A 24558-nucleotide genomic window follows, 5' to 3' on the forward strand; every position below is an offset into this window, starting at 1 on the left:
ACAAATCATAGCGAAGCCCGCCCCCAAAGCGCAATCGAAACCTTGTGAAAGTTTAGTGACATGTCCGCAAACGGCCCCAAGACCCCTGCCCCTGGAAACCGCACAGCCGTTTGGAAATCCATCACAATTTCGCTCACGGATGACATCGCACAGGGGCGCTATAGCAGCGGCGACAAACTGCCCTCAGAGGCACAACTGGCGGCGCGTTTTGGCGTCAACCGCCATACGGTCAGACGCGCGCTGGCGGCAATGGCCGAGCAGGGCTTGGTGCATGCCAGGCGCGGCTCTGGGGTCTTTGTTGCGGCCGCCCCAACCGATTACCCCATCGGCAAACGGGTGCGGTTTCACCAGAATATCACCCGCGGCGGCCAGATCCCCGCCAAACGCATTCTGGCACTGGAAACCCGCGCCGCCGACAAGACTGAGGCCGCAGCGCTGGATTTAGAACTCGGCGACATTGTGCATGTCTATGACGGGCTCTCCCTCGCGGATGAGCACCCCATCGCCCTGTTTCAAAGCGTCTTTCCTGCGCAGGTTCTGCCCAACATGCTGACCTCTCTGGAAGAGATGCAATCGGTCACGGCGGCGCTCAAGGCCTGCGGCATTGCCGATTACACCCGGCTGGAAACCCGCATTACCGCCAAACTGGCAACCGCAACCCAGGCCCTGCACCTGCGCATTTCAGAAGGCGCACCGATTCTGCGCACCACAGGCGTCAACATCGACCCAACGGGTCGCCCGGTTGAATTTGGCCGCACCTGGTTTGCCGGTGATCGGGTGACGCTCACCATCGACGGGCAAGAGCCATAGGCCGACACTGGTAAAAAGGAAAAGGCCCCCGTCACCAGACGAGGGCCCAATCATCACAATAGACAGGGGCGTTACTGTTTGGCGTTAAAGACAAACAGGGTTTCGCCGTTGATCTTATAGGCGTTGATCAGCTCCTTGGCCCGATCCGAAGTCAGCCAGGCTTCCAACTTCATCGCCAGATCGTTTTTGGCATGGGAGTGCTTCTCAGGATTCACCGGCAGATAGGCATATTGGTTGAACAAGACCGGATCGCCTGCAAACAGCAGCTCCAGATTGCCCTTGTTGCCAAAGTTCAGCCAGCTGGCCCGGTCCGCCATGATATAGGCCTCCATACCTGAAGCCGTGTTCAGCGCCGCACCCATACCGGCACCAACTGCGCGGTACCAGCTGTCAAACCCTGCGGCATCCAGACCCGCTGCAGCCCATAGGCTCAGCTCTTTTTTGTGGGTGCCACTGTCGTCGCCACGGCTGACAAAGGGGGCCGAAGCCTCAGCAATCAACTGCAGAGCCGATGCGGCATCCTCAGCTTTGGCAACCCCGGCAGTATCGGTTTTGGGACCGATAAAGACAAAATCATTATACATGATTTCGCGGCGATGAGTGCCGTTGCCACCAGCAAGGAATTTTTCCTCTGCCTTTTGCGAATGCACCAGAATGGCATCCACATCGCCAGCTTCGCCCAGACGGATTGCCTGGCCGGTGCCAACCACCAAAAGCTGAACATCCAGATCCAGATCAGCCTTGATTTCCGGCAGCAAAATTTCCGCCAGACCCGAGTTGTGAAAGGAGGTGGTGACCGCCAGTTTCATCTCATCGGCCCAGGCCGCGCCGGTCAATAGCAGACCTGTAATAGTACCCAATAGTAGCTGCTTCATTCTACAATATCTCCTCTTAGAAAAGCATGCGCTTGTGTGGTCTTTGGCCCCTCAAAGAACTCCCGGGCCAAAGAAAATTCGTGAATACACCCTTGCAAAACAAACAAGATCTCATCGGCCAGGCGCTGCGCCTGCCCCATGTTATGGGTCGACATAATGAGCCGCGTCCCCGAAGCTGCGGCCCGCAACAGGATCTCTTCGATCTCGCGGGTGGCCCGACCATCCAGCGAGGCGCAGGGCTCGTCCAGAAACAACAAGTCCGGCTCGCGGATCAACGCCCGGGCCAGCGCCAACTTCTGCCGTTCGCCTCCGGACAGCAAGGTGGCCTGCCGGTCCAGCGCATCGCCCAGATTGATCTGCTCGGCCCACAGCGCCGCGCGCGCCCGCGCCTCTGCGCGGGCGACACCGATCAGTTGCAGGGGATAGGCGATATTATCCACCACAGAGCGGCGCATCATTATCGGGGTTTGAAACACAAAGGCCTGTCGCCGCTGCGCCTCTTCTCTGGAACAGGCCCAATCCAGCGCGCCGCCGTTCATCCGCACGATCCCGTGTAGCATTTTCAGCAGCGTGGTCTTGCCAGCGCCATTGGGGCCGATCACAATGGTGGTGCCCCGACCTTCGAGAGTCAGGTCAATGGGACCAACCAGCACCTTGCCACGGCGGCGGACCATGGCCTGTTTAGCGACCAGCGGAAACAATGCAGTCTTCATTACCAGCGCCCCTCACTTTCCGTGTGCCCCAGCCAGTGAATTGCCAGGTTGACGGTGATCGCCATGGCAATCAGCACAAAGCCAAGCCCCAGCGCCATGGCAAAGTCACCTTTGCCGGTCTCTAGGGCGATTGCGGTGGTCAACACCCGCGTTGCATGGTCGATATTGCCGCCAACAACCATGATGGCGCCGACCTCACCGATGGCACGGCCAAATCCCGCCAGCGCCGCCGTCAGCAAGGCCCGGCGCCCGTCCCAAAGCAGCGCCTTGATCCGCTGCCCCTGGCTGGCATTCATCGAAATCAGCAGATCGTGGTAATCGCTCCACAGCTCACGCAGGGACTGATGCGCAATCGAGGCAACCAGCGGCACGATGATAATGACCTGCGCAATGATCATCGCTGTTGGGGTAAACAGCAGTCCCATCACCCCCAGCGGCCCGGAGCGTGACAAAAACACATAGACGATTAACCCGACCACCACGGGCGGCAGCCCCATCAGCGCGTTCAGTACGGCAATGGTGATCCGCCGCATGCGAAACCGACGTACCGCCAGCAATGCCGCAAACGGCAGGGCAATCGCCGAGGCAACCGCCAACGCGGTCAAAGTGACCCGCAGCGAGCGTAGAGTAATTTCTACGAGGTCAGAATCCAAGGTCACTACCAGCCAAAAGGCCCTTAGCATACCATCCAACAGATCAACCATTGCGCCTGTTTTTCTCCTCTTAGGGTGGGAGGATAGCCGCCTCCTGCCCGGGTCACCATCTGACCTTCCCTTGGTTCAAAATCACAGCTAATCGCTCAAAAACAGGGCTAATTTGCCAAGGGCAGAAAAAGGGACAATTTGTCCAGCCCCACCTTTGGCCACCTCTGCCCAGGGGTCAAATTCGCCATCTTTTTCTACCCGAACTTTGCCAGTTTCCGCGATCAATACAGACAAGAAACACAGGGAATACGACCCGGCAGGCGCATTTTGGTTTCCTTTTGATGCCACAATGCGCCAATAGACCCCAACCACGGGCTTCCCTCGCGCCATATTACCGCACAAGCCTTGGTATTCCCCCTGCCTCCCTTGCGTGCGGAATTTGAACGTGAAACAAGCCTCACCCAAAGTTTCATCCTGAACACCACTTTGAGGATTAGCCATGTTTGATCTGCAAACCATGCGCGATCAGCTCGCCGCTCACTACGATCTGGCGCCAAACCCCGCTTTGGCGCAGGAGATGTCCGAGGAGTATGCGCGCATGAAACGCGTGGTTGCGCCAATGGACTGGGCTATCCACGCCCCCTATGTGGCTGCGATCAACGCCCTGAAAAAAGAGCGCAACGCGGTTATTCTGGCGCATAACTACATGACCCCCGAAATCTACCACGGGGTTGCGGATGTGGTGGGCGACAGCCTGCAACTGGCGATCGAGGCCACGCGGGTCGAGGCCGACGTCATCGTGCAATGCGGCGTGCATTTCATGGCCGAAACCTCCAAGATCCTCAGCCCGGACAAGATCGTGCTGATGCCAGACATGGAGGCGGGCTGCTCGCTGGCGGAATCCATCACCGCCGAGGGTGTCGAAGAGATGCGCCGCCGTTACCCCGGTGCCCCGGTGGTCACCTATGTGAACACCACCGCCGAGGTCAAAGCCGCCTCAGACATTTGCTGCACCTCCTCCAACGCCGCGCAGATTGTCGGCGCCATGGAGTCTGATACGGTCATCATGACCCCCGATCAGTATCTGGCGCAGAATGTAGCCCAGGATGTGCCGCATAAGAACGTCGTCTGGTGGGAGGGCTCCTGCATCGTGCACGAGCAATACAGCGCCAAGGATCTGCGCGAATTCCGCGAGTGGAATCCCGGCACCCGGCTGATTGCCCACCCCGAATGCCCCCCCGATGTGGTGGCTGAGGCCGATTTTTCCGGCTCCACCAGTGGCATCATCAAATATGTCACCGACGAAAAGCCGGAAAAGGCCCTGCTGATCACCGAATGCTCCATGGCCTCCAATATCGCAGACAGCCTGCCAGAGGTGGATTTCGTCGGCCCCTGCAACATGTGCCCCTTCATGAAAAAGATCACGCTGGAGAAAATTCTCTGGTCGCTGCACACCATGTCTGAACCCATCGAGGTTGACCCCAAGGTGGCCGAAGGCGCTAGACAGGCCGTTCAAAAGATGATCGATCTGTCGCAAGAGCTAGGCATCTGATAGGTGCCAAGCCATCCTGTGACACCACATTCTTCGGAGCCAAGTGTATGACGCCTCTGGTCGAGACCAAGCCGCTTCTGACGGATCGCATCGTCATTGTCGGCGCAGGTCTTGCGGCGCTTTACGCAGCGCTGGAGCTGGCCCCGCGTCCGGTGCTGATGATCTCCCCCGAGCCCCTGGGCCTGGGGGCCAGTTCCGCCTGGGCGCAAGGCGGTGTTGCTGCGGCCATGGCCAAAAGCGACAGCGCCGCCTCCCATGCCCGTGACACCCGCAGGGCCGGCGACGGCACCGTCGACGTCGAGGTGGCCGATATGGTCACCCGCATGGCCCGCGATCATATTCTTGACCTCACAGAGCTGGGCGCGCCGTTTGATCGCGATGCTGACGGCAACTACGTGATGAGCCGCGAAGCCGCTCATTCCGCCGCCCGCGTTGTCCGGGTCAAAGGCGATCAGGCGGGCCAACAGATCATGGAAACCCTGATCCAGGAGGTCCGCGCCACGCCTTCGATCCAGGTTATTGAGGGCACCGAGGCCCTGCGGCTGGAGACCCGCGCCGATACCGTGACGGGGGTCTGGATCCGACGCTCTGACCAGCCTTCCGCGCCGGTGCTGATCTCCTGCCCTGCCGTTTTGCTCGCCGGGGGTGGCTCTGGCGGCTTGTTTGCCCATACCACCAATCCGCCACGTATCCGGGGCCAGGTTATCGGGCTGGCCGCCCGCGCTGGCGCCCGCATTGCAGATGCGGAATTTGTCCAGTTCCATCCCACTGCGGTTGACTGCGGCGAAGACCCGGCGCCGCTGGCGACAGAAGCGCTGCGCGGCGAAGGCGCCACCCTGATAAATTCTGATGGCCACCGGTTCATGCTGGATCAGCACCCGGACGCAGAGCTAGCACCGCGTGACGTGGTTGCGCGGGGTATCTTTGCTGAAACCCAGGCCGGGCGCCGCCCCATGCTGGACACCCGTGCCGCCCTTGGCGCCGAGGTGCTGAGCCGCTTTCCCGCCCTGGCCGAAACCTGTGCCCGCGCCGGGATTGACCCGGTAAAAGATCCTATTCCGGTGGCTGTCGCCGCCCATTACCACATGGGCGGGATCGAGACGGATATGCGCGGGCGTGCCTCGCTGGATCGCTTGTGGGTCAGTGGCGAGGCCGCCTCCACCGGGCTGCATGGCGCCAATCGTCTGGCCTCGAACGGGCTGCTCGAAGCCCTGGTCTATGCCCGCCGCGCTGCCCGGGACATTGCAGACACTATCACAATGCCGACAGCGCCAGTGGCAGAGCTCCACCCCGCATTCGCACCAGCCGCCCCGAGCCTGGATGTGGCGGCGGTGCTACAGCTGCGCCAGACCATGACCGCCCATGTTGGCATGCGCCGCAACGCAGAAGGGCTGCGGCAAGCACTTGCCACCCTGCAGGCGCTGGAAGCGGCGCAGTCCCATGATGAGGCCTTTCTCAACATGTGCGCCACCGCCACCCTGATTGCCACCAGCGCGCTGGAACGCCGCGAAAGCCGGGGCGGCCATTTCCGCACCGATTTCCCGCAGCCAGACCCTGCCCTCGCCCAGCGCAGTCAGACCACCCTCAGCGTCGCCCATGCCCTGCGTGACCGGGTGTTACAAAGCCTTTGAAAGGACATGCCATGATCCGCCAAGCTCCCCTGCCCGACCTGTTGCTGGAACCGCTGGTGCGCGCCGCCCTGCATGAGGATCTGGGCCAGAACGGCGATATCACCACCCGCACGGTGATCCCGGCCGAGGCTCGCTATAGGGCGCGGCTGAATGCCCGCGAGGCCGGTGTTGTGTCTGGCATGCAGATCGCCCGCATCGCCTTTCATCTGGTGGATCCCTCACTGCAGGTTGAAACCCTGATCGCGGATGGCGCCCCCTGTGCTCCCGGCGATACCCTGATGACCATTGAGGGCCCGGCCGCCGCGATCCTGTCCGGCGAACGCGTGGCGCTGAACTTTGCCGGGCGTCTGTCCGGGATTGCCAGCCTCACTGCCGGGTTTGTCGCTGAAACCAAAGGCACCCAGACCCGCATCACCTGCACCCGCAAGACCACGCCGGGGCTGCGAATGGTGGAAAAACAAGCGGTGATCCACGGCGGTGGCTCAAACCACCGCTTTGGCCTCTCGGACGCGATCCTGATCAAGGACAACCATATCGCCGCCGCTGGTGGCATTGCGCAGGTGTTGAACGCCGCCAGGGCCAGCGTCAGCCATATGATGAAAGTCGAGATCGAGGTCGACACCCTGGCTCAGCTGAGCCAGGTACTGGAAACTGGCGGCGCTGATGTGGTGCTGTTGGACAATATGAGCACCCCTGACCTCATCCGCGCCGTCGAGCTGGCCCAGGGCCAGCTGGTGACCGAAGCCTCTGGCAACATGAAGCTGGAGCGCATCGCCGAAGTCGCGGCCACAGGCGTTGATTTTATCTCCTCCGGCGCGCTGACCCATTCGGCGAGCACCTTGGATTTAGGTCTGGATTTTTAAGACAAATCAGCAGCGACGGTCAGGCGAAAGACGCCTGACCCCGGTTTTGATCTGCGGCCAATCACTGAAATCCACGCGGGATGGTTTCCTGCCATTCCTTGACCAGAACCTCCGCCCCCTCCGCCCCCTCGCGGGCCGTCACTTTGCGCCACAGATAGAAGTTCTCCACGTCGCAACTCATCTTGTTCTCGGTGTCAATCGAGACCTGCCACGCGTCTTGTTCAAAAGTGAAAGTCCAATCACTGGCGAACACTGCGGAGGCCGGATCGTCAGGGTGTATGGCGTAGTGCATCGACACATGACTGCCCACCGTCAGCCCGTGATAGGGATCCACCGCCTTGCCATAGTCGTCAAAGGTATCCAGCACCACTGTGCCATCTTCACGGGTTATGGTCTGTGAGGTTCCGCTAGCGGGCCGCAGCACCTGCGATTGCAGGGTTGGATAATCGCGCGGCGCACCGGGGTTTTGCGGTGTGATTTCGGTTGCGACACGCCGCTCCGGCAGGGTGAGCGTCGAGCTTTCCAGATGCAGCGTTACTTCGGCGGCCTGCGGTGCGGGCCAGACGATGGGCCAGTAAGAGGTCGATAGCGCCAGCCGCAGCTGGTGCCCGGCACGCAGGTGATGGGCGCATTCATTCAGGGCGATCTCGGCCTCATAGCGCTGCCCCGGCACCAAAAGCTCCGGGGTTTCATGGCTGTCGCGATGGGTCAGGTTCAGGGCGCGGTAGGTGATCCGCTGCGAGACCCCTTCGGGCGAGACATCACACAGCCGCGCCACCAACTGCGCCACCGGGCGGTCGACGCTGAAGGACACCCGCAGGCGTGGCCGTCCCAATATCTCCAGCGGCTCTGCCAGTGGCCCAGTGTCAAAGCAGGTAGCCATGGCATCATCCGCCGTCTGATCTCCGGGCAGTTCATTTTCAAACCGCATACCAGCACAAAAATAACCCGCAGCCTGCCCCAGCGTCGCCGGGTTGCGCACAACCCGCTGTCCTGGTGTGACCGTCTCCGACAGCCCATCAGCGCCCAGATACATCACCCGGTCGCGCACATTAGGGGATGGCCACTGCGCCTCGGCCACCCAGCGGCCTTGACGGGGCTTGTTCTGCATGGTGGGGTTGAAATGTTCCTGCATATAGGTGCGGTAGTCCGGCAGATCCTGAGCTCCGTTATCCTCTGCACGCAAGTGGTGATCAAACCAGGCCAGCACCTCGCCATGGAAATCCGCCGGATCCAGTTTGGCGATATGGGCGTAGCGGTGCTCCCAGGGGCCCACCAGCGCCTTGGAGGGTGCGGTGAGATTGGCGGCCAGGGCGGATGGGGTATTCACATAGGCATCCGCCCAGCCGGTGATGGCCAAAACCGGGGCGGTGATGGCCGACCAATCCTCACAGACGGAGCCGTGCTTCCACTGATCATCGCGGGTCGGATGGCGCAGCCAGTCGGCGGCCATAAAGGGCATCTCCGCGATCCGCTTGATCCAGTCCTCCCGCCAGTCAGCGCGGTTCTTGGGGTTTGCCGGGCGCGACTGATAGGCAAACATCTGACTGCCCCAATTGGCATTATCGCTGAGCAGGCAGCCGCCCATATAGTGAATATCATCGGCGTAGCGATCCGCTGTCGAGGCCACCGAGACCACCGCCTTGAGCGCCTCGGGGCGGCGATAGGCCAGTTGCAAACCATTGAAACCGCCCCAGGAAATGCCAATCATACCGATGTTGCCATCGCACCAATCCTGCGCCGCAATCCAGGCCAGAACCGCTTCGCCATCGCTCAGCTCCTGCTCCGAATATTCGTCATCAAAGACGCCTTCGCTGTCCCCGGTGCCGGCGATGTCAACTCGGATACAGGCATAGCCTTCGCTGGCAAAAACCCTATGGGTGGTTTCATCCCGTGGCGCGGTGCCATCGCCCTTGCGGTAGGGCAGATACTCCAGAATGGCTGGAACCGGAGTCTGCACCCGTGGCAACCACATCCGCGCAGCCAGGCGGCGCCCGTCGGGCAGGGGGATCCAGGTGGTCTCGATCAGGTCATAGGCGTTGGGCATTCGGGCATCTCATTTTCTGGCTACAAATCTTGCTGCAATCTCGCCTAAGTCGCTGAATCGCCATACTGCGCAATTGTGCGCAAAGTGACGCTAATGTAAGCACTTTATTGAGATCCTCAAAAGCGAGCGCCAGATGCAGTCTTCTTTCGCCCAAAACCTGCGCTGGCTCTGTGCCGAGGCGGGGCCGATTGCGCAGACCTGTCGTGGCATTGGCATCAATCGCCAGCAGTTCAACCGCTACCTCAGCGGTGGCGGCGCCCCCTCGGCCCATAACCTGCGGCGCATCAGTAAATATTTTGCCCTGACAGAGGCAGAGCTGCTGGCCCCCCATGATGAATTCTGCGCCGCACAGGGCGCGCGGCTGGATAAGGCTGCGCTGACCGCAATTCCCTCACTTTTGCCGTTCAACCGGCTGTTTCAAAACCAGGCCCGCCCGCTGCGTCGGTTTTTAGGGGTCTATCATGCCTATTACTGCACCCCGACCTGGCCAGGGCAGATCCTGCGCAGTCTGATCCAGCTCCGGGCCGAGGATGGTCTGGTTATCACCCATACCTATGAGCGGGCGACCTCCGGCGACGGCAGCATTCGCCAGCGCAGCCGTTATCACGGGCTGGCCAGCTTTCAGGGAAACCGGCTGTGTATGTATGAGACCCACCGGCGCGCAGGTGGTTTCTTGTCGGAGACAGTTTTAATGCCGGAACACCCACAACAGACAACCTATCTGCAGGGGCTGACCCTTGGGGTATCTGCCCGCCCGGATCAACAGCCCTTTTCCACCCGCACGGTCTGGGTACGCATCTCTGAGCGCACCAGCGCCCGCGAAGCCCTGGCGCTGACCGGCGCCTACCCCAGCACCAGCGTCAGACTGGACCCAAAGGTGCGGCGCCTGCTGGGAGACCAGCCGCCAATCAGCATCACTCCAGAGCCGTAGCCCAGAAAATGCAAAGCTTATTTTGGCAATTTGGGCGCCGATTTTTCCAACGCCAGTTCAGCATCCGAGAATTTCCAGGGGCCACGGACGCCAGGAATGCCCTCTGGTGAAATCTGCATTCCGCGATGCTGCAACTGTGGATCCTCAAAGGCCTGACCCACGGTATTGATCGGACCCGCCGGAACCGTCGCCGCCTCCAGTGCTGCCAGCAGCTCTCCCTGGGTCCAGCCCGCCAGCACGGTTTCCAGCAAGTTCGTCAGGGCATCGCGATTGGCCACCCGCAGTTGGTTCGAGCTGAACCGCGCATCCGCCTTGATGCCCGCCAGACCCAGCACATCGCACAAGCGCTGGAACTGGCCGTCATTGCCCACGGCCAGAATGATATGCCCATCCTGTACCGCCATGACCTGATAGGGCGCGATATTGGGATGCGCATTGCCCAGCCGTGTCGGGCTGTCACCGGTGGCAAGATAGTTCATCGCCTGATTGGCCAGAACCGCCGTGGCGCAATCCAGCAAGGACATGTCAATGTGCTGACCCCGGCCCGTGGTATGGCGCTGTTCAACCGCCGCCAGAATGCCAATGGTGCCATAAAGCCCGGTGACCACATCGGTGATCGCAACCCCTACCTTTTGCGGCTGGCCCTCAGGCTCACCGGTGATCGACATCAAACCGGACATCCCCTGCAGCAAAAAATCATAGCCTGCGCGTTTGGCATAGGGTCCGTCCTGACCAAACCCGGTGACCGAGCAATAGATCAGCCGCGGGTTCACCTGGGCCAGGCTCTCATAATCGAGACCATATTTCGCCAACCCACCGACCTTGAAATTCTCGATCAGAATATCCGCATCCCGGATCAGCTCCAGCACCTGCGCGCGCCCTGCTTCGCTGCGAAAATCCGCCACAACACAGTCTTTGCCGCGATTGGCCGCATAATAATAGGCTGCTGTTTTATCATCGTCGCGCTCAATAAACGGAGGCCCCCAGCTGCGGGTATCATCTCCATCAGGACTTTCGACTTTGGTCACTTTGGCGCCCAAATCCGCCAGCGACTGGCCGATCCAGGGGCCTGCCAGAATGCGCGCCAATTCAACAACTTTGAGGCCAGAAAGCGGGGTCATGGGCTATTCCTTACTGGGGCCTTGCCCCGTGCGATCAATCCTGACCGCTACCTACCCCATCCCCTGTTCCCCCTGCAATAATTTGATCAGAAATCATCTCGCTTGCGCACTGACGCCAAGGCGAGGACCTTAAAAACCGCAGCCCTTACGGGCTACTCAAACCAACGCGCCCAGCCATCCAGATAATACCCAACCAAAGCATGTGACTGCACCGTATTGACCGCCACTGGTGTGGGACCACTTTGAGGATCGAACACCTGCGCCGCCTGCCACACCTCGGGGGTCAGATATTTCAGCTCCGCCGCCAGACCTGCAGGTAGACCAAGCCGCGTCGAGGCCGGTTTTTGCGGACTGGCCAGTACAAATCCCCAATCGCCAAAGCTCGGCAGATAGGCATGGTAGGGCTGCGTCGACAGCCCAGCCCCCGGGGCCTGGGGGTTACGGCTGGACTGCAGGGTCGCATTGATGGACCAAAAGGCTTCGCGGGCAAACAGTGGCGATCCCGCCTGTGTCACCATAATCCCCTGCGCGCTCAGTCGCTCAACCAAGGTGCCGTAAAACTGGCGGCTGTAGAGCTTGGACAGGGCCAGGTTCTTGGGATCAGGAAGATCTATTATTATCACATCATAGACAGCGCTGCTGCCTTCAACAAAGCGCCAGGCATCGACATTTTTGATCTCAAGGCGCGGATCAGACAGGGATCCGTGGTTCAAGGGTGACAGGTCCGGGTGGTCGCGAAACAGCTCGGTGACGCGTGGGTCCAGATCGACCAGCGTGACCTCATCGACCTCCGCCCAGCGCAACACTTCCCGCGCCGCCATCCCATCACCGCCGCCAAGGATCAGCACGGATTTGCGGCGCGGCGCCAGCGACATGGCCGGATGCACCAGGCTTTCATGGTAGCGGTACTCATCCAGGCTATCAAACTGGATCGAGTAGTCCAGAAACAGCCGGGTGCGGTCGCGATACCGGGTCACTGTGATCTGCTGATAGGGCGTGGCTTCGCTGAGGATAATGTCATCCTCAAACAGGTTGCTTTCTGTCACGGATACCAGTCGTTCTGCCTGCCATAGTGCAACCAAGGTCACCAGCAGTGCGATCGCCCAGACCCCCAGCTGCGCCCGGCTGGTATCGCGACGAAATATCCACAAGGACAGCCCGGCCACCCCGAGGTTCAGCGCCCCAAACGCCAGGCTCCCAGCCATCAGGCCAAGGTGCGGAATGATCAGCAATGGAAAGGCAAGCGAGGCAACCAATGCGCCGATATAGTCAACGCTAAGAACATTCTCAAAGCGGAACTCCGGCGCGCCAATGTCTTTGAGCACCCGCGCGATCAACGGGATCTCCAGTCCCGAAAGAAGCCCAACGGTGATCAGCAATCCGTACAACGGCAGGCTGACGCTCTCCATCCAGGCAAAGGTCAGGAATACCGCCGGCGCCATAAACCCACCTGCGATCCCCAGCAGAATCTGCGCCCAGACAAAGCCCGCCATTGGGCGCTCCACATAGCGCGACAGCCAGGCCCCCAGCCCCATGGACGACAGAAACACCCCAATCACATAGGAGAACTGTCGCACGGAGTCGCCCAGCAGGTAGCTCGACAATGTGGCCGCAATCAGCTCATAGATGAGGCCGGCCACAGCCACCAGAAAGGTTGCCACCAAAAGCCAGGCCTCCCGCAGGCGTAGGGACTTGGCCGCCGCAAGCGGGTCAGTTGATGCGCCTGCCCTCTCTGTCGTCTGCACCTGCGGCTCAGGAGACAATGACAGCCGCAATGATGATCGAAATCGAAACGAACACCAAACCAATCAACACCGCCAGCGCCATGTTCTGATCCTGCTCGATCTCTTTCATGATGGGAAAAGGCGTCATCCAGTCAATGACCTTCCAGATCAGCCCCATGAGCGCGACGCCCAGAATTGTATAGACAACAGTGCTGATCATTTCAGCCAGCTGAATTGCGGCAAGATACTCCATGAGAATCCTCTCTATTTGATACTTCCATTCAATCCCCGCCCAGCGCTGACAGCGCGGATAGAGCGATCCAAATCACGGCTTTCGCCGCCATGGCCCAGATAGGCGACATAGGTGGTTCCAGCGATAGCCAGCCCCGAGAGCACAACAAAGACCAGCCGAAATAACATCATCTCAATCGTCGTCCTCATCAACCCAGTCGCTGTCGCGCCAGCGGGCCCTGTTATGCAGATGACGGCGCAGCATCGGCAGGCCGCCAACACAGCCAAAACCAAGCGCCAGGAGAACCAGCCAGAAACTGCTGGAAACGCCATTGCGAATTTGCAGGCTCACCTCGGTCAACTGCTGTTGCGGCGACGAAGCGCGATTCGTATTTGGCGCCCAAAATCCGCTCTCTTCCAAATCCAGCGTCACCGCATAACGACCGGCCGTCGGCGGAAAAAAGGCCAGGCTTGCCGCATTGCTGCCCTCGCTCCAGCTGCCCTCATTGTCGCGCCCATGATAATATTCCACGGTGCGCCCGGACTCAAACAGCACCTCCCCCTCGGGATCTTCCAGCTCTACCGACAGGAAGTGCCAACTATTGCGCCCATTTCCCTGTAGATCAATACGGGTCAGACGCCCTGGTTCGCTCACCTCAAACGGGATGGTTACCGGTAGTTCCGTAACCGAGAACCGTTGCCGCGTTTCGGCCAGCCTGCCGTTTTGCAGGAACATGACAAGCGCTAAACTCAGGCACAGCACCATGCAGCCCAGTGCCGCCTTGGTCAGGAAACCAGCATGGGCGCCTGCCTTCAATTTCTGAAGCGCATGCACTCCGCTTGGCTTGCTCCCAGTGTCCAGATCAAAGCCGGAAACCTCGGTCGGCTCCAGATAGACCGTATGGTAGATCTCGCGTTCGCGTTTGGTGGTCGAAAAGCCCAACATCGCAGTGTCAGACATCGCCGTAATCGTGGTGGTCTTCTGTCCCTTGCGCGGCGCCCAGGTGAATTCGCCCTCTGCATAGGTCACCGCGCTGGTTGAGGTGTCATAATATTGGAACACCTCGATCCCGGCCCGCACCCTCGGGCGGGTATCTGCGCGGTTGACCTCAGCTTCTGACAGCCAGCCCACCGGCTTGCGGTAGCGCCGTGAAAAGGTCAGATGGCCATCCTCAAGTGTCAGCCAGGCATAGCCATGGGTGGGAGAGAACACCTGATGATCCACCCATTTCCAACTGCGTCCGCGCCAAACCTCTTCGTGTTGCAGTAGTCCAATGACAGTGTAGTTCACCCCAAAGATCTGCCCCGCCGCCCCAATCTTGATCGGGGTCTCCGGGCGCTCCAGAATATTGAATTTCACCAGAGTCTTATAATTGTCCAACGCATCCAGCGCCGTGCCACAATAGCTACAGATATGGGTTGTCACCCGGCCGCCGCCCAGAACGTCGAGCCCGGCGCCACAGGCGGTGCAATTGATCGACTTCAGATCTGGGTTCAGGCTCATGCTGCTTTGACCTCGACCTCAAAGGGGTCAATCCAGCTGCCAATGAACCACTCATAGTCCTTGTCGACACTCTCAGCCGACAGCACATTGCCATTCTCCCCCTGCAGGTTGAGAAAGCGGTAGCTCTCTCCGACCGTCAACGGGTGCCCAAAGCTGCCCTTGAGGCCAACACATGTTCCGGTTCCCTCCTCGTCGACGCGAAACCCTTCGGTCTTGTAGCGCAGCGTACGGCCCAGACGCAGCGTCCCCCGGTATTGTGGCCAGTCTTTTTCTGGTAGTTCACGTTGCAGGATCAGATCGCCCTCATCGACGGAAATCCACACCGGATTGCCGGAACCGTCAATCGCCCAGAATTCATCCCAGGTGCCGCGCCCGTAGGAAAACCGGGCATGGCCCAGAACCTGATAGCGCCCCTTGCCGATCTTGAGCTCATCGCCCAGCTGGCAAATCATCGGCACCTCATGCAGCACCCCCTGGCTGCCCGCAAGACGCAGCCCCGCATCCTCAAGCAGCAGAGTGGTCGCACAGGACTCGCAGGTGATCATCTTGACGCTTTTGATCGCCGGGCTGACGCGGCTACCACAGTTGGGACAGTTCATTTCGCTCATGGGCCAATTCTTATCATTCAGGCCCTGCTCGCAACGGGAAAAAACACCATTTTCCCTCATGCTTGCATTTTGCAACATGCCAAGGACTGGACAGATTTATCCTGAAATGCAGATGCGCCCTACCCGCCCAAGGGTTCAAATTCACGCCCCCTGAGCCCGCAGGTTTCACAAGATGCAAAAAATCTAACAAATATATGTTTTTAATGCCTGAAATTTACGCCATCCCGGCGCCTGAGCTCAACGCATAGCGGCTATGACGGCGCTGCGGCTGGTGGCGCGGAGAACCGCCGCCTATTTTCACCCCATGGGAGACGTTTTATCAGGAGTGACCTGCAAATGGCACATACCGCACATTATACCGTCCCAACCGCCTTTGGACTTTTGAATCTTCTTGCGAAGCCCTTCACAGCCCTTGGCAGAGGTTTGGTCGCAATGGCCGAAAACGACACGCGCTACAAAACCCTAACCAAACTGATGGCGATGAGCGACGAAGAGCTTGCAAAACGTGGCCTCAAGCGTGACCGCTTGGCACATCATGTCTTTTCCGACAGCTACTACCTTTAGGTCTGGTTGTACGATTTCGCGGATGCGCCCGGTTTGAGATCCAGCCAAAAGTTTAAGGCTGTTCAAAATGGGCGCATCCGGCCATTGTCTGACAGATCATCCTAGCTGTGATCTTCGTCGATGGCTCAGGCAGGTTGATGGCTCAGGCCGATGATGGCCTATGCAGACCGAGGCATCTGTTCTTCCTCATAGTCCATATCATCCACGTCGAAATCGTCAGTGGCTTCTGCAAAATCCACCTCAGACACACTGTCCTGCCAAGGCTCAGGTGCACTGTCCTGCCAAGAGGTTGCGTCATCGATCTGATCCTGCTCCTCGCGCAAGACAAACTGATCAACCAGCTGATTCAGTCCGCGTGTTTCGCCATTCAAAGACTGGATAGCAGAGCTGGACTCATCAACCATTGTCGCATTTTTCTGGGTCACCTCATCCAGCTGAGACATGCCGATATTGACCTCGTTGATCCCCGTAGCCTGATTGGCAGAGACCGCAGAAATACCCGATATCAGCTCTGAAATCTGGGCAACCTGCTGGACAACCGCTTCCAGTGCCTTGCCTGCACCGTCAACCTGCTGCACCCCATCCTGAACATGATCGGAGCTGGTCGCGATAAGGATTTTGATCTCCTTTGCCGCTTCAGACGACCGCTGTGCCAGCTCACGCACTTCGGAGGCCACAACAGCAAATCCCCGCCCCACTTCACCAGCGCGCGCCGCTTCAACCCCGGCATTAAGCGCAAGAAGGTTGGTCTGGAAGGCGATGTCATCAATCACCCCAATGATCTGCGAAATCCGGCTAGAAGACGCCTCAATTTCGTTCATGGCGGCAATTGCCCCCTCAACGACCCGCCCGCTGTGTTCCACGTCGCTGCGCGCTGTCACCACCGCCTGCTCGACTTCTTTGGTGTTTTGCGCCGCAGTGTTGACGCTCATGGCCATCTGCTCCAGCGCTGCTGCAGTCTGCTCCAGCGTTGCGGCCTGGCTGGCAGTGCGCGTCGACAGATCCTCGGATGCGACCTGAATTTCACTGGATCGTCCCTGAATACCCTTGCTGGCCAATACCACCTTGGAAATCAATTCATTCAGGTTATCGACCGTTTCATTGTAATCAATGCGCAATGGGTCGTATTCATCGTCAAAAGTTTCATCAATACGGTCACTAAAGTCCCCTTTCGACATATTTTTCAACCCGTTCCCAAGACGGGTGATAACACGCTCCCCTTCGGCTCGGCCCGCCTCTTGTTCGGCGAGAGTTTTTACAACAAGGGCAGTAATCACATCGATATCATGGGCAATTTCACCAAAATCGTCCGGGCGCATTCGGTCAGAGATCCTGATCTCAAAATCCCCTTCCGCAACATCTTTGAGCGCCATGCGCAAGCGTTCGATTGGTCTGGTAATGGTCAGCGTCGTTTTGCGCGCATTATATAGCACCACCAAAATGGTCAGGCCAGAAATACCCAATAACGTATAAAGCATATTTATCCCGCATTTCCCAAGTAACTTGACGTTTTCGCGCCTCCAACGGCCACTAATGTGTTATATTTCAGTATGTTAATTTGGCTGAAGGTGGTGGATTATGGATCACCCAGAGGGTGCACGCGAAACGGGTGATGGGCGGCTCAGTTTTGACCGCCGGGTCCGGCTGGAGTTTCATGGTTCCAAGATCAGCTCGGACGGTGGATTACTGTTGTTCAGGGAATTGGATGAAGTGCTCGGCCTGCACGACATTGCGGGCGGATTTCTGAGAGACACGCGAACTGGCCACAATCGCCTGCACTCACTGGTCGGCTTGTTGCGCCAGTCGGTCTTTGGGCGGCTGGCCGGATATGATGATGTTAATGACGCGGACCGTTTATCGCTTGATCCGGTGATGCGGCAGGTCGTTGGAGGGCGTGCCGTTGAGGCCAAGGCCGCGTCTGCGAGCCAGATGGGACGGTTCGAGACCGAGGTGTTGGCGGCAACCGACAATCGCACTGTGCTGGCGGATTTATCAGGACACTGGATCGACCGGGTTCACAATCGCAAACCGCCCAAGTGGATCACGCTCGACATGGACAGTTCAGTCAGTCCCACCCACGGCGCGCAAGAAGGCACCGCTTGGAACGGGCATTTCGGCTGCATGTGCTATCACCCGCTGTTCGTCTTCAACCAGTTTGGCCATTTGGAACGCTGCGCCCTGCGCCCCGGCAATGTTCACAGCGCAGATGGGTGGGAAGAGGTTCTGAAGCCCGTCATCGCGCGATATGCGGATCGTCACCTGATGCGGTTCTTCCGGGGGGATGCTGCGTTCGCCATCCCGGAGCTATACAAAACTCTGGAACTGGAAAACTATTTCTACGCCATCCGCCTTCGGGCCAATCGCGTTCTTCAGGGCAAGATTGCGCATCTGCTCAAGCGCCCTGTGGGTCGTCCGCCAAAAGGCGTGAAGCGCATCTACGGCGACTTCCAATATCAGGCGGCATCTTGGGACAAACCTCGTCGTGTCATCGCCAAGGTGGAATGGCATCCCAGCGAGTTGTTCCCGCGCGTGGGCTTCGTGGTCACCAACATGCCGATGGAACCCGACTGGATCATCCGCTTCTACAACCAACGCGGCACCGCCGAGCAATACATCAAGGAAGGCAAGCAGGCGATCAACTGGACCCGTTTGTCCTGCAAAGGCATGGCGCAGAACGAGGTGCGGCTGCAACTCCATGCACTGGCTTACAATATCGGTGCCTTCCTACAGGGCACTGATCTACCTGATGAGATAGCCGACTGGTCACTGACAAGCCTGCAGACGCGATTGATCAAGATTGGTGCGAGGGTTGTGCGTCACGCCCGTGCAATCACCTTCCAACTGGCCGAGGTGGCTGTCAGCGGCGATCTGTTCAACCGCATCCTTGCGGCCATACATCGGCTGCGCGCACCGCCGGTTCCCTAATGACAACATCGTTAATCATAAAACCTGAACAAAAGCGGCTCAACCGGTCTATCCATACGGGGGTCGGTCAGACCAATATCCGGATCAACCTCGCCCCCGAGACCGGAAATCGTGCTCAGTTCGCGCGTCAGATGCCCGAACAACGGCACCATGGGTCCAAGAGGCTTGATAGGAGCGCAGAACAGCGGCAAGGTGGGCGGGAGGACGTTCCACTTGGGGAATGTCAGCTAAGATAAAGAACCGCATCGTCTATGGCGAATAGCCCCCCCCCCCACCGGGGGAGTTTTTGCGGCCTACTATATGATCTCCGCTGCACGAATTTTTGCACAGAAATATTTGGAGGTGCCCGGTCTCCCGGATACCCCCTGCTTGCTGGGGCGACAGGCGGCGCTCTACTTCCGCCCAGTCAACCACTCCTTGATTTCATTGCTTGATGTCATGCCAGAACAAGCTGGCCTGTGTCGCATCCCGCGTTCGGGCCGCTTTCGCCTCACCTTCACGGGCACGTTCGGCCTCAGCCTTAGCAGTCGCCTCTTCCAGCTTCTTTTGCTGCGCCCGGTATGCGGCATGTTTCGCCTGCATCTGGGCCGCTACATCAGCCGCTGAGGGCCAGCCAAAGGTGGTGACTTGGCCCTGTTGGTTTGCCTTGGGGTCAGCCATGACGGCTCACCTTCACAAGCCCGCGCTGAACCGCTTCGGTCCACGGAACAACACCCATGCCGGGAATTTTGATCGAGACCACACCGCCTTCAAAACTCGGCTCTAGGCCAGCGTCCAGCAAAGCCTGCGGGAAGCCCTGGGATTTCCATGCGTCGGTTGCCTCATCGGTGCTCATAGCGGTCCATGCTGCGGCGTCTGCTTGTGCTGCGAGGTCTTGGAAGGCGGCGGTGCTGCCGGTCTTCAGCATCTCGGAGATAGCTGCATTGAAGGCGGGGCGGTTGTCCTGCCACAGCTCTTGCAGCTCGGCCTCATCCATGCCGGTGGCGGCGGTGACCTTTGCGGCGTAGGCATCGCGTACAGCGCTCAGCGCCTCTGCACTTTGCCCGCCTTCAAGCATCAGGTAATCCATCGTCTTCTCGGAGAACTGGCCCTCATTCAGGTCAGCTTCGATAGAAGAGATTGTGGAGGGAGATACGCGGGGCAGCACGTCATTGGTGAAGCTATCTGCCACGCTCTCAGGGGCCTCCACAGCGCCTTCAGGGGCAGCGTGAGGGTTTGCGTTATGGCCGCTCTCAGGGGCATTGAGCAGGCCCCGTGAGGGGTCCATGATAAGCCCATCGCGGACAGCCTGAGCGACCTTAACCTTGATACCGCCGATCTCGACCAGATCATTGGGGCGAGGGTTTCCGCCGGGGACCGGGAGGCCAGCTTCGGTGCTGAAGGTAAGGCCGGTGGAGGGGTCTGCGGTTGGGCGTACGGTGTGCTCTACGCCGCCGCTGCGGGTCATGCCGTGGCCGCTAGTAACCTCAAGAGAACCTCCGCCAACCGTTGCGGTGAAGCCCATTGGGCCAGATGCGAGGTTGCTGCCAGAGGGGTTTGCGGGGTCTACGTTGTGTCGATATTCGGTCATTGTCATTTGTCCATTCTTGATTTGAGGGTGTCGAGCTTGCAGCTCGCGTGAGCACTCCCCAGCAGCACCGGCCCGAGAAACAGAACGTGGGTTTGGTGGAGGTGGAATGGACAGAAACACCTGCATCGGTGCCGTCCGGGGAATGCTCGCGGGAACCGCAAGGGGATAGAGCGGGGCCAGTGAAGGCCCCGGCTGGGTCATTTGAGGGTCAGCGTCCCGTTCCATTTGGCCGGGGTGCGATTAGGGAATAGCGGTTTATATCATGGGCCCGCGCCGCCACCGCTGTTTCCGCGGCACGCGTTTCAATGCTTTCACCAAGAGAGAGAAGCGCTTCTTCCAAGGCGTGGAATTCTTGCAAATAGGACGGCAGCGCTGCCAGAGCAGCGGCACTATCGCGAAACCCCAAAGCCTGAAGAGCCTGGCTAGAGGCGAGGCTCTGCTCTGCCATAGGCAAAACTGTTTCGATCGCGGCGGCGGTTTCGGGCTGGGTTTCTGTCACCTGAAGCTCTTTGAGACTGGTCAGAAGGCTCTCTGCCTCTTCCGCCAGCTGCGCCGACAGCGCTGTTTTATCATCATTGGAGAGATCTGCGCCCTGAAGCAGGCCGTAAACAACCAGCCCTTCTATCGCTTCGCGTTTCAGATTTGCGTTTAACTCCTGCCGCACCGTCCCGACAGTGGCGATTTGCCCTTCCAATTCCAATTCACTCTGCCAAAGGCTATAGACCGACAGACTGGCCAGAAATACGATAGATAACATCGCTGTAATGCCAGAAACCAGCAATCTTAAGTTTATTGAGACATTCCTGAACATTTAAAAACTCCACAAGGTTGTACACCTCGTTATTAAAGTTCGTTTATTAAAGATTCAAAAATTGCACCAAAACAACCTCCGAAAACAGAACCTGCAACCTGAGATATTACTTACCAGAAAATTTCCGTAAATAACAAAACAGGGCATGAAGTTATTAAGCCAATACCGGGTGTTCCTCTAAGCTGACATTCCCCAAGTGGAACGTCCTCCCGCCCACCTTGCCGCTGTTCTGCGCTCCTATCAAGCCTCTTGGACCCATGGTGCCGTTGTTCGGGCATCTGACGCGCGAACTGAGCACGATTTCCGGTCTCGGGGGCGAGGTTGATCCGGATATTGGTCTGACCGACCCCCGTATGGATAGACCGGTTGAGCCGCTTTTGTTCAGGTTTTATGATTAACGATGTTGTCATTAGGGAACCGGCGGTGCGCGCAGCCGATGTATGGCCGCAAGGATGCGGTTGAACAGATCGCCGCTGACAGCCACCTCGGCCAGTTGGAAGGTGATTGCACGGGCGTGACGCACAACCCTCGCACCAATCTTGATCAATCGCGTCTGCAGGCTTGTCAGTGACCAGTCGGCTATCTCATCAGGTAGATCAGTGCCCTGTAGGAAGGCACCGATATTGTAAGCCAGTGCATGGAGTTGCAGCCGCACCTCGTTCTGCGCCATGCCTTTGCAGGACAAACGGGTCCAGTTGATCGCCTGCTTGCCTTCCTTGATGTATTGCTCGGCGGTGCCGCGTTGGTTGTAGAAGCGGATGATCCAGTCGGGTTCCATCGGCATGTTGGTGACCACGAAGCCCACGCGCGGGAACAACTCGCTGGGATGCCATTCCACCTTGGCGATGACACGACGAGGTTTGTCCCAAGATGCCGCCTGATATTGGAAGTCGCCGTAGATGCGCTTCACGCCTTTTGGCGGACGACCCACAGGGCGCTTGAGCAGATGCGCAATCTTGCCCTGAAGAACGCGATTGGCCCGAAGGCGGATGGCGTAGAAATAGTTTTCCAGTTCCAGAGTTTTGTATAGCTCCGGGATGGCGAACGCAGCATCCCCCCGGAAGAACCGCATCAGGTGACGATCCGCATATCGCGCGATGACGGGCTTCAGAACCTCTTCCCACCCATCTGCGCTGTGAACATTGCCGGGGCGCAGGGCGCAGCGTTCCAAATGGCCAAACTGGTTGAAGACGAACAGCGGGTGATAGCACATGCAGCCGAAATGCCCGTTCCAAGCGGTGCCTTCTTGCGCGCCGTGGGTGGGACTGACTGAACTGTCCATGTCGAGCGTGATCCACTTGGGCGGTTTGCGATTGTGAACCCGGTCGATCCAGTGTCCTGATAAATCCGCCAGCACAGTGCGATTGTCGGTTGCCGCCAACACCTCGGTCTCGAACCGTCCCATCTGGCTCGCAGACGCGGCCTTGGCCTCAACGGCACGCCCTCCAACGACCTGCCGCATCACCGGATCAAGCGATAAACGGTCCGCGTCATTAACATCATCATATCCGGCCAGCCGCCCAAAGACCGACTGGCGCAACAAGCCGACCAGTGAGTGCAGGCGATTGTGGCCAGTTCGCGTGTCTCTCAGAAATCCGCCCGCAATGTCGTGCAGGCCGAGCACTTCATCCAATTCCCTGAACAACAGTAATCCACCGTCCGAGCTGATCTTGGAACCATGAAACTCCAGCCGGACCCGGCGGTCAAAACTGAGCCGCCCATCACCCGTTTCGCGTGCACCCTCTGGGTGATCCATAATCCACCACCTTCAGCCAAATTAACATACTGAAATATAACACATTAGTGGCCGTTGGAGGCGCGAAAACGTCAAGTTACTTGGGAAATGCGGGCTAAGGTCACGACCCTAGCGGGATTGCAACAGCGTCTCCGCCACGCAGTGCAGGTGGTCCTGCATGATCTGCGTTGCCGCCGGGCTGTCGCCCTTTAGAATGGCCGCTGCCAGAGTCTGGTGCTGCTGCCCCAGAACGGCCATCACCTCAGGCGAATAATGAGCGGCCCGTGTGTTGGCCCAACTGGACTGCGCCCGCACCGTACGGATTGCCTCATAGACTGTCAGAAATAGCGGGTTCTGCGCCATCTCTGCGATTTTATAGTGAAAGACGTCATCCGCAGCGTCGTAGCTGTGTTGATCCGGCGCATCGAGCGTCGCCTGCGCCGCCTGGGCAAAAAGCTCGCGCGCTTGGTCATCGGCACGCAGGGCTGCAAGACCTGCCAGGGCAGGCTCGATCTGCAACCGCACCTCCATCACCTCTTGCGGGCTCACCCGTTGCGCGAGGCTCTTGAGCCGCGCGGCGTCAGTTGCGGGGGGCGGTTGCACAAAGGTTCCCTGCCCCCGTCGGCGAAACAGGGCGCCTTCGGCCTCAAGCAGATCCAGGGCCTGCCGCAAACGGGCACGACTGACGCCCAGGTGCTGCGCCATCTCTCGTTCAGGCAACAGGCGGTCCCCTCGCAGCATGGTTCCGGATGTAATTCCCTGTCGCAACTGCTGCGCCAGATGCTGTTGCGGCTGCCGGGTATCGGATGTGCCTGCTGGGCTACGTGGAGGGCGATCGGTCATTGCTGGCTACAGACCTGCCAGGTCGCTGAACATACGCGCAGAGGTCAGCATCAAGAATACGCCAAAGGCCAGTCGCAGGGCTCGGCGCGGAATGCTATGGGCCAGTTTAACCCCCACCCGCGCAAAGCTGGTGCTCAAAGGAATGATCACCGCTGCCAGGAAAAGATTCACATAGCCAAAAGAAAACGGCGGCAGCCCCTCGGCGCCAAAACCGGTGGCCATGTAAATCAGTGCTCCGGGCACACCGATCACAAACCCAATGGCCGCTGAGGTGCCAACCGCTTTGCGAATGTCATAGCCGAGGAAATTCAACAGCGGCACACAGACGGTACCGCCGCCAATCCCCATCATGGCCGAAATCGCCCCCGCCACCACGCCCAAAGCGGCCCAGACCGGTTTGGCAAAGCTGCGCGGTGTCGCACTGTCAGCGCCTGTGCGCAGTATCATGTCCAAGGCGACGATGGCCGCCACCACGGCAAAAACCGCAATCAGCACCTTGCCGGACACCCCCCCCCCCAGAACGCCACCAATCAGCACCCCGATCAGGATTGACGGCGCCCAAAGCTTGAGCAAGCCCATATCAATGGCGCCTTTACGATAGTGACCATAGCCCGACGACAGCGAGGTAAACACAATGGTCGCCAGCGAAGTACCAACGGCCACCTGCATGGTGAGCGCACTGTCCATCCCGGTAAGGGACAATGCCAGATAAAGCGCCGGCACAATGACAATGCCGCCTCCGACGCCCAATAGCCCGGCCAGTATCCCGCCCACGACGCCCGATCCAGCAGCAACGGCCGCCAAAGTCAAAAGGGTCTCGATCTCAAACATGTCTTAGGTTCCCGTTCCTGTATGT

General features: G+C 59.0%; 27 protein-coding genes. 8 read left to right on the forward strand and 19 right to left on the reverse strand.

Features of this window, described 5'->3' with window-relative positions:
• The first annotated feature begins 60 nt into the window (after nucleotides 1-60).
• Nucleotides 61-810 carry a phosphonate metabolism transcriptional regulator PhnF gene (gene phnF / locus JZI28_RS15020; RefSeq protein ID WP_375698136.1) on the forward strand — a complete coding sequence of 250 codons (750 nt, stop codon included), beginning with the start codon at nucleotides 61-63 and terminating at the stop codon, nucleotides 808-810.
• Between the two features lie 71 nt (nucleotides 811-881).
• Here the strand turns inward: phnF and JZI28_RS15025 are convergent, their stop codons facing one another.
• The 4 genes from JZI28_RS15025 to JZI28_RS15040 all read right to left on the reverse strand — a co-directional run bounded on the left by JZI28_RS15025 (nucleotide 882) and on the right by JZI28_RS15040 (nucleotide 3543).
• Nucleotides 882-1685: a substrate-binding domain-containing protein gene (locus JZI28_RS15025; RefSeq protein WP_295452079.1), complete on the reverse strand. Its 804-nt coding sequence runs from the start codon at nucleotides 1683-1685 to the stop codon at nucleotides 882-884.
• Entirely contained in the window at nucleotides 1682-2398 is a 717-nt protein-coding gene (locus JZI28_RS15030) for an ATP-binding cassette domain-containing protein (RefSeq protein ID WP_348150748.1), read from the reverse strand. The genes JZI28_RS15025 and JZI28_RS15030 overlap by 4 nt, the downstream gene beginning before the upstream one ends.
• Nucleotides 2398-3102, reverse strand: a complete 705-nt coding sequence (locus JZI28_RS15035; RefSeq protein WP_295455189.1) for an ABC transporter permease — start codon at nucleotides 3100-3102, stop codon at nucleotides 2398-2400. The genes JZI28_RS15030 and JZI28_RS15035 overlap by 1 nt, the downstream gene beginning before the upstream one ends.
• 87 nt (nucleotides 3103-3189) lie before the next feature.
• The gene (locus JZI28_RS15040; RefSeq protein ID WP_375698137.1) at nucleotides 3190-3543 is read right to left on the reverse strand and encodes a hypothetical protein; all 354 of its coding nucleotides are present in this window, start codon (nucleotides 3541-3543) and stop codon (nucleotides 3190-3192) included.
• Here JZI28_RS15040 and nadA point away from each other — a divergent pair.
• Genes nadA through nadC form a run of 3 tightly spaced genes read left to right on the forward strand, consistent with a single transcriptional unit; the run spans nucleotide 3542 to nucleotide 7088 of the window.
• Entirely contained in the window at nucleotides 3542-4594 is a 1053-nt protein-coding gene (nadA, locus tag JZI28_RS15045; RefSeq protein WP_348150740.1) for a quinolinate synthase NadA, read from the forward strand. The two genes, JZI28_RS15040 and nadA, sit on opposite strands and share 2 nt — an antisense overlap.
• Nucleotides 4595-4641: 47 nt before the next feature.
• Nucleotides 4642-6225, forward strand: coding sequence for an L-aspartate oxidase (locus JZI28_RS15050; protein WP_375698138.1), 1584 nt, complete (start codon nucleotides 4642-4644; stop codon nucleotides 6223-6225).
• Nucleotides 6226-6236: 11 nt separating this feature from the next.
• A complete protein-coding gene (gene nadC / locus JZI28_RS15055; protein ID WP_375698139.1) occupies nucleotides 6237-7088 on the forward strand; it encodes a carboxylating nicotinate-nucleotide diphosphorylase in 852 nt (283 codons plus the stop codon).
• A gap of 61 nt (nucleotides 7089-7149) precedes the next feature.
• On the opposite strand, the gene JZI28_RS15060 is transcribed toward nadC, so the two are convergent.
• Nucleotides 7150-9135: a CocE/NonD family hydrolase gene (locus JZI28_RS15060; protein WP_375698140.1), complete on the reverse strand. Its 1986-nt coding sequence runs from the start codon at nucleotides 9133-9135 to the stop codon at nucleotides 7150-7152.
• Nucleotides 9136-9268: 133 nt separating this feature from the next.
• Between JZI28_RS15060 and JZI28_RS15065 the strand changes: the two genes are divergently transcribed.
• Nucleotides 9269-10066 carry a helix-turn-helix transcriptional regulator gene (locus tag JZI28_RS15065; protein WP_375698141.1) on the forward strand — a complete coding sequence of 266 codons (798 nt, stop codon included), beginning with the start codon at nucleotides 9269-9271 and terminating at the stop codon, nucleotides 10064-10066.
• A 17-nt stretch (nucleotides 10067-10083) separates the two neighbouring features.
• Here the strand turns inward: JZI28_RS15065 and JZI28_RS15070 are convergent, their stop codons facing one another.
• From JZI28_RS15070 to JZI28_RS15095, 6 genes are all read right to left on the reverse strand, one after another.
• A complete protein-coding gene (locus JZI28_RS15070) occupies nucleotides 10084-11187 on the reverse strand; it encodes a CaiB/BaiF CoA transferase family protein (protein WP_375698142.1) in 1104 nt (367 codons plus the stop codon).
• A 152-nt stretch (nucleotides 11188-11339) separates the two neighbouring features.
• Complete coding sequence (locus JZI28_RS15075) at nucleotides 11340-12932, reverse strand: polyamine aminopropyltransferase (protein WP_375698143.1); 1593 nt, start codon at nucleotides 12930-12932, stop codon at nucleotides 11340-11342.
• A 7-nt stretch (nucleotides 12933-12939) separates the two neighbouring features.
• Complete coding sequence (locus JZI28_RS15080; RefSeq protein WP_297340905.1) at nucleotides 12940-13164, reverse strand: DUF350 domain-containing protein; 225 nt, start codon at nucleotides 13162-13164, stop codon at nucleotides 12940-12942.
• Between the two features lie 11 nt (nucleotides 13165-13175).
• Nucleotides 13176-13334, reverse strand: coding sequence for a hypothetical protein (locus JZI28_RS15085; protein WP_295455170.1), 159 nt, complete (start codon nucleotides 13332-13334; stop codon nucleotides 13176-13178).
• A gap of 1 nt (nucleotide 13335) precedes the next feature.
• Nucleotides 13336-14646 (reverse strand): DUF4178 domain-containing protein, encoded by a 1311-nt coding sequence (locus JZI28_RS15090; RefSeq protein WP_375698144.1) that lies wholly within the window; start codon nucleotides 14644-14646, stop codon nucleotides 13336-13338.
• The gene (locus JZI28_RS15095; protein WP_375698145.1) at nucleotides 14643-15254 is read right to left on the reverse strand and encodes a DUF4178 domain-containing protein; all 612 of its coding nucleotides are present in this window, start codon (nucleotides 15252-15254) and stop codon (nucleotides 14643-14645) included. The genes JZI28_RS15090 and JZI28_RS15095 overlap by 4 nt, the downstream gene beginning before the upstream one ends.
• 336 nt (nucleotides 15255-15590) lie before the next feature.
• Here JZI28_RS15095 and JZI28_RS15100 point away from each other — a divergent pair, with 336 nt between their 5' ends.
• Nucleotides 15591-15818 (forward strand): hypothetical protein, encoded by a 228-nt coding sequence (locus tag JZI28_RS15100; RefSeq protein ID WP_348153000.1) that lies wholly within the window; start codon nucleotides 15591-15593, stop codon nucleotides 15816-15818.
• A 158-nt stretch (nucleotides 15819-15976) separates the two neighbouring features.
• Here JZI28_RS15100 and JZI28_RS15105 read toward each other — a convergent pair whose 3' ends face one another.
• Nucleotides 15977-17296, reverse strand: coding sequence for a methyl-accepting chemotaxis protein (locus tag JZI28_RS15105; protein WP_375698146.1), 1320 nt, complete (start codon nucleotides 17294-17296; stop codon nucleotides 15977-15979).
• Nucleotides 17297-17396: 100 nt separating this feature from the next.
• Here JZI28_RS15105 and JZI28_RS15110 point away from each other — a divergent pair, with 100 nt between their 5' ends.
• Complete coding sequence (locus JZI28_RS15110) at nucleotides 17397-18743, forward strand: IS1380 family transposase (protein WP_040176196.1); 1347 nt, start codon at nucleotides 17397-17399, stop codon at nucleotides 18741-18743.
• Nucleotides 18744-18754: 11 nt separating this feature from the next.
• Here the strand turns inward: JZI28_RS15110 and JZI28_RS15115 are convergent, their stop codons facing one another.
• The 4 genes from JZI28_RS15115 to JZI28_RS15130 form a co-directional block, all read right to left on the reverse strand.
• Complete coding sequence (locus JZI28_RS15115) at nucleotides 18755-18895, reverse strand: hypothetical protein (protein WP_158441640.1); 141 nt, start codon at nucleotides 18893-18895, stop codon at nucleotides 18755-18757.
• 271 nt (nucleotides 18896-19166) lie between these two features.
• A complete protein-coding gene (locus tag JZI28_RS15120) occupies nucleotides 19167-19403 on the reverse strand; it encodes a hypothetical protein (protein ID WP_375698147.1) in 237 nt (78 codons plus the stop codon).
• Nucleotides 19396-20313 carry a hypothetical protein gene (locus tag JZI28_RS15125; protein WP_375698148.1) on the reverse strand — a complete coding sequence of 306 codons (918 nt, stop codon included), beginning with the start codon at nucleotides 20311-20313 and terminating at the stop codon, nucleotides 19396-19398. The genes JZI28_RS15120 and JZI28_RS15125 overlap by 8 nt, the downstream gene beginning before the upstream one ends.
• A gap of 208 nt (nucleotides 20314-20521) precedes the next feature.
• Nucleotides 20522-21070, reverse strand: a complete 549-nt coding sequence (locus JZI28_RS15130; RefSeq protein WP_375698149.1) for a hypothetical protein — start codon at nucleotides 21068-21070, stop codon at nucleotides 20522-20524.
• 311 nt (nucleotides 21071-21381) lie between these two features.
• On the opposite strand from JZI28_RS15130, the gene JZI28_RS15135 reads away from it, so the two are divergent.
• On the forward strand, nucleotides 21382-21522 hold the full coding sequence (locus tag JZI28_RS15135; RefSeq protein WP_158441640.1) for a hypothetical protein: 141 nt from the start codon (nucleotides 21382-21384) through the stop codon (nucleotides 21520-21522).
• Between the two features lie 11 nt (nucleotides 21523-21533).
• Here JZI28_RS15135 and JZI28_RS15140 read toward each other — a convergent pair whose 3' ends face one another.
• The 3 genes from JZI28_RS15140 to JZI28_RS15150 form a co-directional block, all read right to left on the reverse strand.
• Nucleotides 21534-22880, reverse strand: coding sequence for an IS1380 family transposase (locus JZI28_RS15140; protein ID WP_040176196.1), 1347 nt, complete (start codon nucleotides 22878-22880; stop codon nucleotides 21534-21536).
• A gap of 108 nt (nucleotides 22881-22988) precedes the next feature.
• Nucleotides 22989-23702: a FadR/GntR family transcriptional regulator gene (locus JZI28_RS15145; RefSeq protein ID WP_375698150.1), complete on the reverse strand. Its 714-nt coding sequence runs from the start codon at nucleotides 23700-23702 to the stop codon at nucleotides 22989-22991.
• A gap of 6 nt (nucleotides 23703-23708) precedes the next feature.
• A complete protein-coding gene (locus JZI28_RS15150) occupies nucleotides 23709-24533 on the reverse strand; it encodes a sulfite exporter TauE/SafE family protein (RefSeq protein ID WP_375698151.1) in 825 nt (274 codons plus the stop codon).
• Nucleotides 24534-24558: the final 25 nt, after the last annotated feature.

This window comes from Pseudophaeobacter sp. TrK17, from assembly GCF_042192375.1.
In the GTDB taxonomy this organism is placed as follows: domain Bacteria; phylum Pseudomonadota; class Alphaproteobacteria; order Rhodobacterales; family Rhodobacteraceae; genus Pseudophaeobacter.

Bases quoted from the DNA above. Each gene is read 5' to 3' on its own strand.
- phnF (WP_375698136.1), top strand. From the start codon at position 61: ATGTCCGCAAACGGCCCCAAGACCCCTGCCCCTGGAAACCGCACAGCC.
- JZI28_RS15025 (WP_295452079.1), bottom strand. From the start codon at position 1,685: ATGAAGCAGCTACTATTGGGTACTATTACAGGTCTGCTATTGACCGGC.
- JZI28_RS15030 (WP_348150748.1), bottom strand. From the start codon at position 2,398: ATGAAGACTGCATTGTTTCCGCTGGTCGCTAAACAGGCCATGGTCCGC.
- JZI28_RS15035 (WP_295455189.1), bottom strand. From the start codon at position 3,102: ATGGTTGATCTGTTGGATGGTATGCTAAGGGCCTTTTGGCTGGTAGTG.
- nadA (WP_348150740.1), top strand. From the start codon at position 3,542: ATGTTTGATCTGCAAACCATGCGCGATCAGCTCGCCGCTCACTACGAT.
- JZI28_RS15040 (WP_375698137.1), bottom strand. From the start codon at position 3,543: ATGGCTAATCCTCAAAGTGGTGTTCAGGATGAAACTTTGGGTGAGGCT.
- JZI28_RS15050 (WP_375698138.1), top strand. From the start codon at position 4,642: ATGACGCCTCTGGTCGAGACCAAGCCGCTTCTGACGGATCGCATCGTC.
- nadC (WP_375698139.1), top strand. From the start codon at position 6,237: ATGATCCGCCAAGCTCCCCTGCCCGACCTGTTGCTGGAACCGCTGGTG.
- JZI28_RS15060 (WP_375698140.1), bottom strand. From the start codon at position 9,135: ATGCCCAACGCCTATGACCTGATCGAGACCACCTGGATCCCCCTGCCC.
- JZI28_RS15065 (WP_375698141.1), top strand. From the start codon at position 9,269: ATGCAGTCTTCTTTCGCCCAAAACCTGCGCTGGCTCTGTGCCGAGGCG.
- JZI28_RS15070 (WP_375698142.1), bottom strand. From the start codon at position 11,187: ATGACCCCGCTTTCTGGCCTCAAAGTTGTTGAATTGGCGCGCATTCTG.
- JZI28_RS15080 (WP_297340905.1), bottom strand. From the start codon at position 13,164: ATGGAGTATCTTGCCGCAATTCAGCTGGCTGAAATGATCAGCACTGTT.
- JZI28_RS15085 (WP_295455170.1), bottom strand. From the start codon at position 13,334: ATGATGTTATTTCGGCTGGTCTTTGTTGTGCTCTCGGGGCTGGCTATC.
- JZI28_RS15090 (WP_375698144.1), bottom strand. From the start codon at position 14,646: ATGAGCCTGAACCCAGATCTGAAGTCGATCAATTGCACCGCCTGTGGC.
- JZI28_RS15095 (WP_375698145.1), bottom strand. From the start codon at position 15,254: ATGAGCGAAATGAACTGTCCCAACTGTGGTAGCCGCGTCAGCCCGGCG.
- JZI28_RS15100 (WP_348153000.1), top strand. From the start codon at position 15,591: ATGGCACATACCGCACATTATACCGTCCCAACCGCCTTTGGACTTTTG.
- JZI28_RS15105 (WP_375698146.1), bottom strand. From the start codon at position 17,296: ATGCTTTATACGTTATTGGGTATTTCTGGCCTGACCATTTTGGTGGTG.
- JZI28_RS15110 (WP_040176196.1), top strand. From the start codon at position 17,397: ATGGATCACCCAGAGGGTGCACGCGAAACGGGTGATGGGCGGCTCAGT.
- JZI28_RS15115 (WP_158441640.1), bottom strand. From the start codon at position 18,895: ATGGTGCCGTTGTTCGGGCATCTGACGCGCGAACTGAGCACGATTTCC.
- JZI28_RS15120 (WP_375698147.1), bottom strand. From the start codon at position 19,403: ATGGCTGACCCCAAGGCAAACCAACAGGGCCAAGTCACCACCTTTGGC.
- JZI28_RS15125 (WP_375698148.1), bottom strand. From the start codon at position 20,313: ATGACCGAATATCGACACAACGTAGACCCCGCAAACCCCTCTGGCAGC.
- JZI28_RS15130 (WP_375698149.1), bottom strand. From the start codon at position 21,070: ATGTTATCTATCGTATTTCTGGCCAGTCTGTCGGTCTATAGCCTTTGG.
- JZI28_RS15135 (WP_158441640.1), top strand. From the start codon at position 21,382: ATGGTGCCGTTGTTCGGGCATCTGACGCGCGAACTGAGCACGATTTCC.
- JZI28_RS15140 (WP_040176196.1), bottom strand. From the start codon at position 22,880: ATGGATCACCCAGAGGGTGCACGCGAAACGGGTGATGGGCGGCTCAGT.
- JZI28_RS15145 (WP_375698150.1), bottom strand. From the start codon at position 23,702: ATGACCGATCGCCCTCCACGTAGCCCAGCAGGCACATCCGATACCCGG.
- JZI28_RS15150 (WP_375698151.1), bottom strand. From the start codon at position 24,533: ATGTTTGAGATCGAGACCCTTTTGACTTTGGCGGCCGTTGCTGCTGGA.